The sequence below is a fragment of the Kocuria sp. U4B genome (genome assembly GCF_054875615.1).
On record NZ_CM142180.1, the window covers coordinates 1,407,021 to 1,420,278 of the forward strand.

At 75.1% G+C, this 13,258-nt stretch carries 12 protein-coding genes and 1 pseudogene; 7 read left to right on the top strand and 6 right to left on the bottom strand.

Annotated elements, in window-relative coordinates:
- Window positions 1-87: 87 nt before the first annotated feature.
- The 4 genes from ACYSMR_RS06685 to ACYSMR_RS06700 all read left to right on the top strand — a co-directional run bounded on the left by ACYSMR_RS06685 (window position 88) and on the right by ACYSMR_RS06700 (window position 3,724).
- Window positions 88-711, top strand: a complete 624-nt coding sequence (locus ACYSMR_RS06685; protein WP_461747731.1) for a cyclodeaminase/cyclohydrolase family protein — start codon at window positions 88-90, stop codon at window positions 709-711.
- 20 nt (window positions 712-731) lie between these two features.
- Window positions 732-1,610, top strand: coding sequence for a LysR substrate-binding domain-containing protein (locus tag ACYSMR_RS06690; protein WP_461747732.1), 879 nt, complete (start codon window positions 732-734; stop codon window positions 1,608-1,610).
- 84 nt (window positions 1,611-1,694) lie between these two features.
- Window positions 1,695-2,675 (top strand): alpha/beta hydrolase fold domain-containing protein, encoded by a 981-nt coding sequence (locus tag ACYSMR_RS06695; RefSeq protein ID WP_461747733.1) that lies wholly within the window; start codon window positions 1,695-1,697, stop codon window positions 2,673-2,675.
- On the top strand, window positions 2,672-3,724 hold the full coding sequence (locus ACYSMR_RS06700; protein ID WP_461747734.1) for a quercetin 2,3-dioxygenase: 1,053 nt from the start codon (window positions 2,672-2,674) through the stop codon (window positions 3,722-3,724). Before ACYSMR_RS06695 ends, ACYSMR_RS06700 begins: the two co-directional genes overlap by 4 nt.
- A gap of 96 nt (window positions 3,725-3,820) precedes the next feature.
- On the opposite strand, the gene ACYSMR_RS06705 is transcribed toward ACYSMR_RS06700, so the two are convergent.
- On the bottom strand, window positions 3,821-5,299 hold the full coding sequence (locus ACYSMR_RS06705) for a DHA2 family efflux MFS transporter permease subunit (RefSeq protein WP_309126610.1): 1,479 nt from the start codon (window positions 5,297-5,299) through the stop codon (window positions 3,821-3,823).
- On the opposite strand from ACYSMR_RS06705, the pseudogene ACYSMR_RS06710 reads away from it, so the two are divergent.
- A pseudogene (locus tag ACYSMR_RS06710) lies at window positions 5,242-5,763 on the top strand (DUF3500 domain-containing protein); the annotation flags it as partial. The gene ACYSMR_RS06705 and the pseudogene ACYSMR_RS06710 overlap by 58 nt on opposite strands.
- A gap of 163 nt (window positions 5,764-5,926) precedes the next feature.
- Window positions 5,927-6,274, top strand: a complete 348-nt coding sequence (locus ACYSMR_RS06715; RefSeq protein WP_461747735.1) for a DUF3500 domain-containing protein — start codon at window positions 5,927-5,929, stop codon at window positions 6,272-6,274.
- A gap of 62 nt (window positions 6,275-6,336) precedes the next feature.
- Here the strand turns inward: ACYSMR_RS06715 and ACYSMR_RS06720 are convergent, their stop codons facing one another.
- Window positions 6,337-6,768 (bottom strand): MarR family winged helix-turn-helix transcriptional regulator, encoded by a 432-nt coding sequence (locus ACYSMR_RS06720; RefSeq protein ID WP_251331683.1) that lies wholly within the window; start codon window positions 6,766-6,768, stop codon window positions 6,337-6,339.
- Window positions 6,769-6,914: 146 nt separating this feature from the next.
- On the opposite strand from ACYSMR_RS06720, the gene ACYSMR_RS06725 reads away from it, so the two are divergent.
- Window positions 6,915-8,210 (top strand): multidrug effflux MFS transporter, encoded by a 1,296-nt coding sequence (locus ACYSMR_RS06725; RefSeq protein WP_461747736.1) that lies wholly within the window; start codon window positions 6,915-6,917, stop codon window positions 8,208-8,210.
- Between the two features lie 54 nt (window positions 8,211-8,264).
- Here the strand turns inward: ACYSMR_RS06725 and ACYSMR_RS06730 are convergent, their stop codons facing one another.
- Genes ACYSMR_RS06730 through kdgD form a run of 4 tightly spaced genes read right to left on the bottom strand, consistent with a single transcriptional unit; the run spans window position 8,265 to window position 13,175 of the window.
- Window positions 8,265-9,248, bottom strand: a complete 984-nt coding sequence (locus tag ACYSMR_RS06730) for an AEC family transporter (RefSeq protein ID WP_251331685.1) — start codon at window positions 9,246-9,248, stop codon at window positions 8,265-8,267.
- A gap of 19 nt (window positions 9,249-9,267) precedes the next feature.
- The gene (locus ACYSMR_RS06735; protein WP_461747737.1) at window positions 9,268-10,596 is read right to left on the bottom strand and encodes an enolase C-terminal domain-like protein; all 1,329 of its coding nucleotides are present in this window, start codon (window positions 10,594-10,596) and stop codon (window positions 9,268-9,270) included.
- A complete protein-coding gene (locus ACYSMR_RS06740) occupies window positions 10,593-12,212 on the bottom strand; it encodes an aldehyde dehydrogenase (NADP(+)) (RefSeq protein ID WP_461747738.1) in 1,620 nt (539 codons plus the stop codon). Before ACYSMR_RS06740 ends, ACYSMR_RS06735 begins: the two co-directional genes overlap by 4 nt.
- Window positions 12,213-12,248: 36 nt before the next feature.
- Window positions 12,249-13,175 carry a 5-dehydro-4-deoxyglucarate dehydratase gene (kdgD, locus tag ACYSMR_RS06745; protein ID WP_251331688.1) on the bottom strand — a complete coding sequence of 309 codons (927 nt, stop codon included), beginning with the start codon at window positions 13,173-13,175 and terminating at the stop codon, window positions 12,249-12,251.
- Window positions 13,176-13,258: the final 83 nt, after the last annotated feature.

Here is a 13,258-nt window from a genome sequence, read left to right on the forward strand (position 1 = left end):
GGGGCCGGGCGAACACCGGTTGAACGACCCGCCCGCCCGGCCGGCGGGCTAGGCTCGTGAGCACGTCCGCCGTCGGAAGGAACGACCGTGATCAGTTCGGAGAACGTCCAGGCCTACGTCGAGCGCATGGCCTCGGGCGAGCCCGCCCCCGGGGGCGGCGCCGCCGGGGCCCTCCAGGCAGCCCTGGGCGCGGCGCTGCTCGCGATGGCCGCCCGCTACACCACCGGCCCCGACCACGCCGAGCACGCACAGGACGCCGAGCGGGCGGCCGCGCGCGCCGAGGAGCTGATCCCGGACGCGCTGCGCCTGGCCGACGCCGACGCCGAGGCCTTCGGGGCGCTCGCCGAGGCCTACGCCCTGCCCGCCGGCTCCGAGGAGGAGCGCACGGAGCGCTCCCGGGCCATCCAGGAGGCCACGGCGGGGGCCGCCCGGCCCCCGCAGCAGCTGATCGGCGTGGGCGCGGAGGTCGTCGGCCTGGCCCGGGAGCTGACGGGCTGGTGCAACCCCAACGTCCTCAGCGACGTGGCCGCGGCGTCCGAGGCGGCGCGGGCCGCCGTCGCCACGGCGCTCGTCACCCTCGAGATCAACCTGCGCTCCCTCAAGGACCCCGCCGTGCAGGAGGAGCTGCGCTCGGAGGTGGGCCGCGCGGAGCAGGCCGTCGAGGACGCCGCGGAGCTCACCCGCCGGATCCGGGAGCGCGTGCGGGGCTGAGCGGACGGATCCCCAGCGCCGTGGACCTCACCATCCACCACCTCCGGTGCTTCCTGGCCGTGGCCGAGGAGCTCCACTTCGGCCGCGCCGCCGCACGGCTGCACCTGAGCCCCTCCTCGCTCAGCGAGCAGGTCTCCGCCCTGGAGCGGCGGCTCTCCCGCCGGCTGTTCCGCCGCTCCTCCCGCCGCGTCGAGCTGACCGCGGACGGCCGCGAGCTGATCCCGCGGGCGCGGGCGGCCGTGGCGGCCATGGAGGACGTCGTGGGCTGGGCCGAGGCCGTCGCGGGCGGGCAGCGCCTGCGGATCGGGCTGATGGTCTCCAGCCCCGGCTTCCGCACGATCATGGCGGCGGCGGCCCGGCGGATGCCGCAGGTGCAGTGGGAGATCCGGCAGCTGGGCTTCCTCGGCTGCCACGGCGCGCTCGCCCGGGGCGAGGTGGACTGCGCGTTCGTCGCCGAGATCGGCGAGGCACCGGCCCAGCAGTTCCCGGCCCTGCGGCTGTGGGAGGAGGGGTGCGTGCTCGTGGTCCCGGAGCAGCACCGGTTCGCTGGCCGGGGGTCGGTGCGCCTGGCGGAGCTCGCCGGGGAGACCTTCGTGTCGGTCGAGGACGGGGCGGTCGCCGGGCGCTGGTTCCCGGCCCTGGCCTCCGCGGACGGCGCCGCCCCCCGGCTGCTGCCGGTGGCCCGCAGCTTCGAGGAGGTCCTGGAGCTGTGCGGGGCCGGGCTGGGCGTCAACATCGCCGGGGAGTCCGCGCAGGCGAGCTACGCCCGTCCCGGCGTGCGCTTCGTGCGCGTCGAGGACGCGCCCCCGGCCACCAGCTACCTGTACCTGCGCCCCGGTCCGCGGCCCGGCCCGCTGGAGGAGTTCGCGCGGCTCGCCGCCGAGCTGGCGCACCCCTGAGCCGCCGGACCGTTCGGCGCGGCCGAACGGCCCTGCGGGAACTCCCGCTGGCCGCCCCGCGGCGGACCGCACAGGATGGAGGGCATGCCCCAGAACCCTCCCTCCTCCGTCGCGGCCGTGCGCGTCGACGCCGGCCTCGTGTACGCCCGCCGGGGAACCGGCGACCTGCTCCTGGACCTCCACCGACCGCCCGCCACCGGGGCGCCCGTGCCGGTGGTGCTGTGGCTGCACGGGGGCGGCTGGTTCACCGGGGACCGGACCCTCGCCCCGGACCTCGCCCGCCACGCGGCCACCACCGGGTGCGCCATGGCGAGCATCGAGTACCGGCTCTCCGGGCAGGCGCTGTTCCCCGCCCAGCTGCACGACGTCCGCGCCGCGATCCGCTTCCTGCGCGCCTCCGCGGGGCAGCTCGGTCTCGACCCGCGGGCGGTGGGGCTGTGGGGCTCCTCGGCCGGTGGCCACCTGGCCGCCCTGGCCGGGCTCACCGGCCACCTGCCGGGCCTCCCCGGCGAGGAGGACACCGCCGGGGACGCCTCCGTGCAGGCCGTCGCGGAGTCCTACGGCCCGGCCGACCTGACCGCCGGGGCCGACGCGGCGCAGACCACCCTCCCCGGCGCGGACAGGACGAGCACCCCCGAGGCCCGGCTGCTGGGCGGGCCGGCCGCCGGCCGCCCGGACCTGGCCCGGGCGGCGAGCCCGCTGGCCCGGGTGAGCGGTGCCGCTCCCCCGTTCCAGATCTCCCACGGCACCGGTGACGTCCTGGTCCCGCACCGGCAGAGCGAGCGGCTGCACGAGGCCCTCGTCGCCGCCGGCGCGGCCAGCGAGCTCTACCTGGTCGAGGGCTACAAGCACGGGTTCCTCAACCCGGCCGGGCGCCTGGACGTCGAGCTGGCCCGCGTGATGGACGACGGGCGCCTCGCCGCCGAGGGACCCGCCCCCGCCCGCTACCGCACCTCGGAGCGCCCGGGCGCCCCCGACGAGGACCGCGGCTTCGGCTTCGAGCACGTCGAGGCCTTCTTCCGCCGGCACCTGACCACCCGCCCCACGACAGGAGACTCCCTGTGACCGCCATCGACCTGGAGGCCGTGCACGGCCTCGCGCCCGTGATCGACGCCCTGCCCGGCGAACCGGTCCCGTACTACCTCGCGTCCGGCGAGGGCCTGCGCTTCGAGACCGACGGGCAGCTGTGGACGGTCGTCGCCCGCGGCGCGGACACGGGCGGACTCTTCGACGCCGCGTTCGTGCTCGGCCCGCGGGGAGCCGGGACGCCGTTCCACAGCCTGCCCTCCCACCAGCGCTCCTACTACGTCTTCGACGGCAGCGTGCAGTTCTGGCTGCCCGGGCAGTCCCGCGTGCTGGTGCCCGGGGACTCGATCCACGTCCCGGCGGGCACCCCGGTGGCCTACCGGATGCTGTCCCACCTGAGCAGGCTGCTGTTCTTCTCCGCCCCCTCCGGGGCCCTGGACGCCCTGGTCGGCTCGGACGCGGCGGTGGAGCGCCACGTCTACTCCGCTTCCGGGACCTCCACGGGCCAGCTGCTGCTGCCCGGCGACGCCCGGCTGCACGAGCTGCCGCAGGTGGACCCGCAGGACGTGTGGGACGACGAGCTGCCCGCCGGCGCCGAGGGCTACTTCCTGCGCCACCGCGGCGGGGACCGCCGCGCCTGGCCCGACGCCGTCAACGCCTACGCGGCCCGGGGGCGCCACACGGGCGGGCGGTACTTCGCGGTCAGCACCCTGGCCGCCCCGCAGCCCTACATCGTCCGCCACTTCCACCGGCTGCACACCGAGAACTTCCTGTGCCTGTCCGGGCGGATCTGGCTGTGGGTCAACGGCCAGGAGGTGCTGCTGACCCCCGGGGACTTCCTGCACGCCCCGGCCGGCACGGTGCACAGCTTCGCCGTCGCCGCGCACAACACGCAGATGCTCGGGCTGCTGACCTCCGACGTCTTCGAGCCGTTCTTCGACGTCACCGGGGTGGCCACCGACGACCTCGTGCACACCGAGGGCCTGATCGACCCCACGGCCGTCATGGGCGGGATGCAGGCCCACCCGGACCTGGACGTCGTCGTCGTGGGCGGGCCCCCGCAGCGCGTGCGGGCGGCGGGCCTGTAGGGGCGGGCGTCCCACCACGGACACGGGGCGGGCCCCGGGCGACCACGGATGCCGTGGTCGCCCGGGGCCCGCCCGCACTCGGTCCGCGCCGCCGGCCTAGTGGGCCGCGCCCGGCGGCAGCGTGGTCACGCCCGCCGCGGGGCGGCGCACCCAGAAGGACCCCACGACGGCGAGCAGCGAGACGACCGCCCCGCACAGGAACGCGGCCCGGACACCGGCGGCGGTGGCCTCGACGCCGGGTGCCCCGGACGCCTCGGCCCCGATGGCCATGACGGCCACGAACAGGGCCGTGCCGGCGGCGCCGGCCACCTGCTGGACCGTGCCGACGACGGCGGAGCCGTGCGAGTACAGCTTGTGCGGCAGCGCACCCAGCCCCGAGGTGAACAGCGGCGTGAACATCAGGGCCAGCCCGGTGCTCAGCACGACGTGGGCGAGGAGCACCAGCAGGATCGGCGTGGTCGCCGACGCGAGGGTGAGCCCCCACAGCACGGCGCTGACGAGCAGCGCTCCGGGCACGAGCAGCACGGTGGGGCCGGCGGCGTCGTAGACCCGCCCGACGACGGGCGCGAGCAGGCCCATCACGAGCCCGCCGGGCAGCAGCAGGAGCCCGGTGGCCAGCGGCTCGAGCCCGTGCACGGTCTGCAGGTAGATGGGCAGGACGATGAGGGTGCCGAACAGGGCCATCATGCTGATCCCGAGCACCACGGTCGCCGCGGTGAAGGTCCGGGACGCGAAGGTGCGCAGGTCCAGCAGGGCGCGGTCGCTGCGCTGCAGGCGCGTCTGGCGCAGCACGAACAGGGTCAGCGCCACGGCCCCTCCGGCGAGGGGGGCCCACGCCGGGACGGCGGCGCCGCCGCCCTCGCCCAGGGCGCTGAGGCCGTAGACGAGCCCGCCGAAGCCCAGGGCGGACAGGACGACGGAGAGCAGGTCCAGGGGCGCCGGGCGCGGCTCGGTGACGTCCTGGATCCGCATCCCGCCGAGCACCAGCGCCGCGAGCGCGATGGGGAGCACCACGATGAACATCCACCGCCACTCGAGCACGCTGAGGATCACGCCGGAGATCGTCGGGCCGATGGCCGGCGCGACCGAGATGACGACGGAGATGTTGCCCATCACCCGGCCGCGGCGGGCCGGGGGCACGAGGGTCAGCACGGTGGTCATCAGCAGCGGCATCATGATGGCCGTGCCGCACGCCTGCACGACGCGGCCCACCAGAAGCACGCCGAAGCCCGGGGCCGCCGCGCAGACGAGGGTGCCGAGGCTGAACAGGCCCATCGCCGTGAGGAACACGGGGCGGGTGGCCAGCCGCTGCAGCAGGTACCCGGTGACCGGGATGACGACGGCCATGGTGAGCATGAACGCGGTGGTGAGCCACTGGGCGGCGACCGCCGTGATCGCCAGGTCGCTCATCAGCCGCGGCAGGGCCACGCCCATGATCGTCTCGTTGAGGATCACCACGAAGGCCGAGACCAGCAGCACGCCGATCACGACGCGGTCGCGGTCGGCGACCTGGTCCGGTGCCGCGGGGGCGGGGGGGCTCGTGGGCCCCGGGGGCGCAGTCGGGTCGGTGGCCATGGGCAGGTCTCCTTCGGGCGGGAGGGCGGACGTCACCGGTAGAGCATAGGGGTGGCGCCCGCGCGTCCCCGAACGGGCGGGCGCCGGAGCCGTCGCCGCGGCCGGCGCCGGATGCTCACGGGCGCCCGCGTCTCGCGGCGCGGGCGTTGCCGGAGGCCTCCCTGAGCCCGGAGGGGTTCCGGCTGGCTCACGACATGATGCTCATCAATGGCTTCCTGGGCCAGGTCGTGGGCCTGGAGAACGTGCTCAACGAGTTCAGCTACGACATCGCCCTCCACGGCACCCCGCATCCCACCGCCCCGTGGGGGTGGCAGCTGTCCGGCCACCACTGCGCGGTCAACTGCCTGGTGGTCGAGGGCCGCAGGAGCCTTGGCCCGGTGTTCTTCGGCGCCGAGCCCAACGAGATCGACGCCGGCCCGCACGCCGGCACCGCCGCCTTCGGCGACCGGATCCGCCTGGGCACCGAGCTGATGGCCGCCCTGCCGGAGCACCAGCGGGCCGCCGCCACCGTCTACGAGCAGATGGTCGACCCCGCCATGCCCGAAGGGCGGGTGCACCCCGGGCGACGAGCGGCACCTGGCCGGGGCGTTCCAGGACAACCGGGTCATCCCGTTCGAGGGCATCCGGGTGGCCGAGATGCCGGCGGACGCGCAGCAGCTGGTGCTGGCGGTCGTGGAGCAGTTCGTGCTCCCCCTGCCCGCAGGCCCGCGGGCGGCGCGGATGCGGGAGATCGCCGAGCACCTGGACGAGACGTGGTTCTGCTGGATCGGCGGCCACGAACCCGGGGACGTCTTCTACTACCGCATCCAGTCCCCGGTGGTGATCGCCGAGCTGGACCACCACTGCGGGGTCTTCCTCGACCACGACACCCCGAAGCACCTCCACGTCCACACCGTGCTGCGCACCCCGCACGGCAACGACTACGGCCGCGCCTGGGTCCGCCAGTGGCAGGAGGCCCGCCCCGGCGCGCACTGAGCGCGGTCGCGTCCGCCCACGGGACGGATCGGCAGGGCTCTCCTCACGGTGCCCCCTCGCGATCAGGGCGCGCCGGCGCTCCGCGTGCGCGCCCGCGCGCGCCCGGCCTCGAGCCGGGCCAGCAGGTCGACGGCCTCGTCCAGGCCGGAGCGGTCGCCCTCCAGCGCCTCCTCGAGGGCGCGGCGCCACAGCGCGTGCAGCCGCGCCAGGTTGGTCTGCGCCAGGGGGGTGGGGTGCAGCCGGACGGAGCGCCGGTCCCGGTCGTCGCCCGCGCGCTCGACGAGCCCCTTGTGCTCCAGGGCCCGCAGCGCGGCACTGAGGTTGCTGCGCCGCAGGCCGGTCGCTGCGGCCGCCTCGCTCGGGGTGGCGCCCGGGTGGCTGTCGAGGAAGCGCATGACGTTGGTCTCGGTCGCGGTCAGCTCGATGATCCCGGGGTCCTCCCCCTGGCAGACGTGGAACTCGCGGGCGGCCGTGAGGAGCAGGTCGACGAACACCGCCGGGTCCGAGCCCGACTGTGGGCTCGACGGCGAGCCCGACAGCGTGGGCGGTTGCGAGGGTGACGAAGAGAACACCGGCATGGGCGTGGACACTCCTTCCTGGTGCATACGATTATACAAACAGAACTATGTTGGGAGCATCCATGCACAGCACACCACCCGACGAGCGCCTCTTCCCCGCCGCAGGGGCCAGCACCGGCCCGGCCGCCGCCCCCGCACCGAACGGTGAGGACGTCCCCGAGGGGAGCCGGAGGATCACCGCGGGCCTGCTGGTGGTCCTGGGGCTGCTGTCGGCCATCGCCCCGTTCGCCACCGACCTCTACCTCCCCGCGTTCCCGCTCATGACCACGGCGCTGGACACCAGTGCGACGTGGGTGCAGCTGACGCTCACCGCCTTCCTGACCGGGGTGGCGGCCGGGCAGCTGGTCTTCGGCCCGCTGTCCGACCGCGTCGGCCGGATGCCCCCGCTCGTGGCCGGGGCCGTGCTGTGCGTGGCCGCCAGCGTCGTGGCCGCCCTCGCCCCGACCGTGGAGGTCCTCGTCGCCGCCCGCTTCGTGCAGGGCCTGGCGGGGGCCGCCGGCATGGTCATCGGCCGGGCGATCGTCTCGGACCTGGCCACCGGGCGTGCCGCGGCGCGGGCCTTCAGCCTCATGATGATCGTCGGCGGCATCGCCCCCGTCGTGGCCCCGGTCGTCGGCAGCCTGCTCATGGGACCGCTGGGGTGGCGGGGGCTGCTCGGGGTGGTGCTCGCCCTCACGGTGGTGATGCTCGTGGCGGTGCTGGCCGTGGTGCGGGAGACCCTGCCCCGCGGGCGGCGCACGGCCCGCGCCGCCCGCGCCGGCGCGGGCCGCGGCGGGCTGCGCTCGCGCACCTTCTGGGGCAGCACGGTGGCGTTCACCTTCGCCTTCGCCGTGATGATGGCCTACATCTCCGCCTCCCCGTTCCTCTACCAGCAGATGATGGGCCTGGGCGCGGTGCAGTACGGCCTGCTGTTCGGGCTCAACGCCCTGGCCCTGGGCGTGGTCAGCGGCGTCTCCGGGCGGCTGACCGCCACCCGCTCCGTGCCGGGCCTGCTGCGCGCCGGGCTGGTGACCGTCCTGGTCGCCACGGTCGCGCTGGCCGTGCTCGTGGCCGCCGGCGTGCCCGCCGGGTGGTACGCCGTGCCGATCTTCGTGGCCGTGGCCGCCCTGGGCCTGGTCATGGGCAACGCCACCGCCCTGGCCCTGGGCGCCGTCCCGCACGCCGCAGGCACCGCCTCGGCCCTGCTGGGCGCCGCGCAGTTCGCCCTGGCCGGGGCCGTCTCGCCCCTGGTGAGCGTCGGCGGGGAAGGCACCGCCGCGCCGCTGGCCGCGGTCATGGTCACCGCCGCCCTGATCGCCCTGGCCGGCCACCTGCTGTCCGGCGCCGGCCGCGGGGACGACGCCGCGGCCCGCGCCTGACCTGCGCAGCGCCGCCGGCAGCACCGGCTCCTGGGGGCCGGTGACGGCGGGGGCCTAGTGCAGGAGCAGGCTGATGAGCAGGATCGCGGGGAAGGACAGGATCGAGCTGAGGAAGATGATGTCGCGGGCGGCGTTGGCCGGCATGCGGAACTGGGACGAGAACAGGAACACGTTCTGGGCCGTGGGCAGGGCGGCCATGACGACGACGCCCAGCAGCTCCGTGCCGGCCAGCCCGAAGCCGAACCGCCCGACGGCCCAGGCCGCGGCCGGCATCACCGTGAGCTTGATCAGGGTCCCGCCGAGGACGTCCGGGACCAGCGCACGCTGCTCGAAGGGGCGCCGGCCGTGCAGGCTCATGCCGAACAGCAGCAGCAGCATCGGCACCGAGGACTCGCCGAGCATCTCCAGGGGGATCCAGAGCACCTCCGGCACCTGCGCGCCGGTGGCCGAGAGCACCACCCCGGCGGCGGTGCCGATCGTCACCGGGTTGGCCACCGACCTGACGACCGTGCGCAGGGTCGACGGGCCCTCCCGTTGCGGGGCCGCCGTCCCGGTCGCCGTCGCCGCCCCCGGCCCGGTCCGGCGGGAGGGGCGGGTGGCCAGGGAGAACACCACCAGGTACAGCGGGGCGACCACCAGCAGCTGGGCCAGCAGCACCGAGACCACGGGCGCAGCGCTGCCCACCGCGTAGAGGGCGATGGGCAGCCCGATGTTGCCGGCGTTGACGTAGGAGGAGGCCATGGCCCCCACGGCGGTGCGCGCGGCCCCGCGGCGCAGGAGCAGGCCGCTGAACAGGGCGAAGAGCGCCCCCGCCACCGCGGCGGTGGCGAGGGCGATCGGGGTGTAGACCCCGAGCACGGCCCCGAGATCGGTGCCCGCGACGAGCACCAGCATCAGCGCCGGGTTGGTGAGGTAGTAGATGACGGGGGTCAGGCCCGCGCGCATGGTGCGGGCCTCACCGGGCAGCAGCGCGGCGGTGGCGAAACCGGTGGCCGCGATCACGGCCACCACGCCGAAGCCCAGCAGCACCCCCGTCATCCGGTCGTCTCCCGTCCGGTCAGCGGACCAGGCAGGGGCGCTTGGGGTCGAAGCTCCAGCCCTCGATCAGGTACTGCATGGCCGCGGCGTCGTCGCGGGCGCCCAGCCCGTGCTCGAGGTAGAGCTCGTGGGCGGCCGCCAGGCGGTCGCGGTCCAGCTCGAGGCCCAGGCCCGGGGCGGCGGGCACCTGGATCTCGCCGTCGCGGATGGCCAGGGGGTCCCGGGTGAGGCCCTGGCCGTCCTGCCAGATCCAGTGGGTGTCCAGCGCCGTGATCTCGCCGGGGGCGGCCGCACCCACGTGGGTGAACATGGCCAGGGAGATGTCGAAGTGGTTGTTGGAGTGGGAGCCCCAGGTCAGCCCGAACTCGTGGCACAGCTGGGCCACGCGCACCGACCCCGCCATGGTCCAGAAGTGGGGGTCGGCCAGCGGGATGTCCACGGCGCCGGCGCGCACCGCGTGGGACATCTCCCGCCAGTCGGTGGCGATCATGTTCGTCGCCGTCCGCAGGCCGGTGGCCCGCCGGAACTCGGCCATCACCTCCCGGCCGGAGAACCGGCCCTCGGCCCCGCACGGGTCCTCCGCGTAGGCGACGACGCCCTGCATCCGCCGGCCCAGCCGGATCGCCTCCTCCAGCAGCCAGCCGCCGTTGGGGTCGAGGGTGACCCGCGCCTCCGGGAAGCGCTCCTTGATCGCGGTGACGGCGTCGACCTCGACGTCGCCGGCCTGCACCCCGCCCTTGAGCTTGAAGTCCTTGAACCCGTACCGCTCCCGGGAGGCCTCGGCCAAGCGCACCACGGCCTCCGGCGTCATCGCCTCCTCGCGGCGCACCCGCTCCCAGGCGTCCGCACCGTGCGGCTCCCGCAGGTAGGGCAGGTCGGTGCTGTCCGGGTCGCCCACGAAGAACAGGTAGCCCAGCATGGGCACGGCCGTGCGCTGCTGGCCGTCCCCGAGCAGCTCCGCCACGGGCACGCCCAGGAACTGCCCGTGCAGGTCCAGCAGGGCCGACTCGATGCCGGTCACGGCGTGCACGGTGGTGCGCAGGTCGAAGGTCTGCAGGCCGCGCCCGCCGGCGTCGCGGTCGGCGAAGGTAGCGGCGACCCGGCGCAGCAAGGTGCGGAACAGGGCCACCGGCTGCCCGGTGACCAGGCTCCCGGCCTCCTCGATCGTGGCGCGGATCTTCTCCCCGCCCGGCACCTCCCCCAGGCCGGTGCGGCCCTGCGAGTCGGTGACGATCACGACGTTGCGGGTGAAGTAGGGACCGTGCGCCCCGGAGAGGTTCAGCAGCATGGAGTCGTGGCCGGCGACGGGCACCACCTCGACCCGGGCGATCGTGGGCTGGGTGCTCATGCGCGGTCTCCTTCGGCGGTCCCCGCCAGCTGGATGCGGCCGTCGACGCGGCGGTTGAGGCGCCAGGGGTTGGCGTCCTGCAGGGCGGCGGGCAGCAGGGAGCCGGGGATGTTCTGGTAGGCCACCGGGCGCAGGAACCGCTCGATCGCCAGCGTCCCCACGGAGGTGGTGCGGGAGTCGGAGGTCGCCGGGAACGGGCCGCCGTGGACCATGGCGTCCCCGACGTCCACGCCGGTCGGCCAGCCGTTGGCGAGGATGCGGCCCACCTTGCGCTCGAGCACCGGCAGCAGCGGGGCCGCCGTCGCGTGGTCCTCCTCGGACAGGAACAGGCTGGCGGTCAGCTGGCCCTCCATCCGGGCCGCGGCGGCGAGCAGCTCCTCCACGGAGCCGTAGCGGATGGCCAGGGAGGAGGCGCCGAAGATCTCCTCCTGCAGCACCGGGTTGGTCAGGAAGGTGGGCACCTCGGTGCCGAACACGACGGGGGCCGGGGCGTTGGCGGTGGAGCCCTCGCGGCCGCGGGCCACGACCTCGACGCCCTCCTGGGACCCCAGCGCGTCGATGCCGGCGCGGCAGGAGTCGGCGATGCCGGGGGTGAGCATGGTCGCGCCCTCGGCGTCGGCCAGGGCGCGCCCGACGGCGGCCAGGAAGGCGTCCCCGGCCTCCCCCGAGGGCACGAACAGCAGGCCCGGGTTGGTGCACAGCTGCCCGGAGGAGCCGGTCAGGGAGGTGACGTAGGCGCGGGCGAACTCGTCGGCGTCACCGCGCAGGGCGGAGTCGAAGAGGAAGACCGGGTTGATGGAGCTCATCTCGGCGTACACCGGGATGGGCTCGGGACGGGCGGCGGCGGTGGCCATCAGCGCGGTGCCGGCGCCGCGGGAGCCGGTGAAGCCCACGGCCTTGATCACCGGGTCCTTCACCAGGGCCTGGCCGATGCTCGCGCCGGGGCCGTAGACCAGCGAGAAGACGCCGGGGTGCAGGCCGCACTCGGCCACGGCGCCGGTGAGCGCGCGGCCGACGATCTCGCCCGTGCCCGGGTGGGCGTTGTGCGCCTTGAAGATCACCGGGCACCCGGCGGCCAGCGCGGAGGCGGTGTCCCCGCCGGCCGTGGAGAAGGCGAACGGGAAGTTGCTCGCGCCGAACACCGCGACCGGGCCCAGGGGGATCCTGCGCTGGCGGAGGTCGGGGCGGGGCAGGGGGGTGCGCTCGGGCAGGGCGGGTTCGATGCGCACGCCGCGGTGGTCGCCCTGGCGCACGACCGACGCGAACAGCCGCAGCTGGCCGGTGGTGCGGGCCAGCTCGCCCTGCAGGCGCGGGCCCGGCAGGCCGGTCTCGGCCGAGGCGCGCTCGACCAGTTCGGGGCCGACGGCCTCGATGTTGGCGGCGATCCTCTCCAGGAACGCGGCGTGGGACCCGGGGTCGAGGCTGCTGAAGGAGGCGACGGCGTCCTCGGCGGCGGCGGTGGCCTCGGCGAGCTGGGCCTCGTCGACCAGGGTGTAGGCCGGCTCGAGCTGCGCGTTGGTGGCGGGGTCGATGCCGCGGGTGGTGCCGGCGTTGCCGGGGGTCTCACGGCCCGCGATGATCGAGTGGCCGGAGAGGGTGATGGTCTGGGTGCTCATGGGCGTGGATCCTCTGCTGGTTCGGGGGCGGGGCGCTCAGGCGGACTGGAGGATGTTGGCGTCGATGAGGGCCTTGAGGTCGGCGAGGTCGGCCTCGGTGAGGTCCTGCAGCGGCGGGCGCACCCCGCCGGCGTCGCGGCCCACGGCCTTGAGGCCGCCCTTGACGATCGAGACCCCGTAGCCCTTCACCCGGTCGCGGATCTCGATGTAGGGCAGGACGAAGCGGTTGAGCTTGTCGGTCACGGCGGCCCGGTCCTGGGCGCGGACGTCGCGGTAGAACGCGAGGGCGAACTCGGGCATGAAATTGTACAGCGCCGAGGAGTAGGTGCTCATCCCCAGCTGCAGCAGCGGCAGGGCGAAGGTCTCCGCGGTGGGCAGGCCCCCGAGGTAGAAGAGCCGGTCGCCGTTGCGGGCGTAGACCTTGGTGAGGTGCTCGATGTTGCCGACGCCGTCCTTGAAGCCGATGAAGTTCTCGTGGCGCTCGGCCAGGCGGGCCACGGTCTCGGCCGAGTAGATCGCGTTCGCCCGGTTGTAGACGATCACGCCCAGGCTCGTCGCCGAGCACACGGCGTCCGCGTGCGCCTCCAGTCCGCGCTGGTCGGCCTCGGTGAGGTACGGGGGCAGCAGCAGCAGGCCCTCGGCGCCGGCGGCCTCGGCGTCCTGGGCGTTGCGCACGGCCTGGGCGGTGTTGCCGGCCGCCGGGGCGAGCACCGGCACCTGCTCGCCGACCTCCTCCACGGCCACGCGCACGACGGTGGCGATCTCCTCCGGGGCCAGGGAGAAGCCCTCCCCGGTCCCGCCGGCGGCGAAGAGCCCTGCCACGGGGAAGCTGGCCTGCCAGGCCAGGTGCTCGCGGTAGGCCGTCTCGTCGAAGAGCAGGTCGCGGTCGAACGCGGTGACGGGGAAGGAGAGCAGGCCCTCCTTGAGCCGGGACGCCAGTTCCTGCGGGGTGTGGTTGGCCATGGTCGTGGTCCTTACGTTCGGTCCCGCGCGGCGGCGGGGAGGCAGTGGTTCGTCAATGAGCCTAGGAAGGCGGTCTATGCCTG

What these genes read in the sequence shown, in the direction of transcription:
- ACYSMR_RS06725 (WP_461747736.1), top strand. Translation starts at nt 6,915, where the DNA reads ATGCACAGCACACCACCCGACGAGCGCCTCTTCCCCGCCGCAGGGGCC.
- kdgD (WP_251331688.1), bottom strand. Translation starts at nt 13,175, where the DNA reads ATGGCCAACCACACCCCGCAGGAACTGGCGTCCCGGCTCAAGGAGGGC.
- ACYSMR_RS06735 (WP_461747737.1), bottom strand. Translation starts at nt 10,596, where the DNA reads ATGAGCACCCAGCCCACGATCGCCCGGGTCGAGGTGGTGCCCGTCGCC.
- ACYSMR_RS06730 (WP_251331685.1), bottom strand. Translation starts at nt 9,248, where the DNA reads ATGACGGGGGTGCTGCTGGGCTTCGGCGTGGTGGCCGTGATCGCGGCC.
- ACYSMR_RS06705 (WP_309126610.1), bottom strand. Translation starts at nt 5,299, where the DNA reads ATGGCCACCGACCCGACTGCGCCCCCGGGGCCCACGAGCCCCCCCGCC.
- ACYSMR_RS06695 (WP_461747733.1), top strand. Translation starts at nt 1,695, where the DNA reads ATGCCCCAGAACCCTCCCTCCTCCGTCGCGGCCGTGCGCGTCGACGCC.
- ACYSMR_RS06740 (WP_461747738.1), bottom strand. Translation starts at nt 12,212, where the DNA reads ATGAGCACCCAGACCATCACCCTCTCCGGCCACTCGATCATCGCGGGC.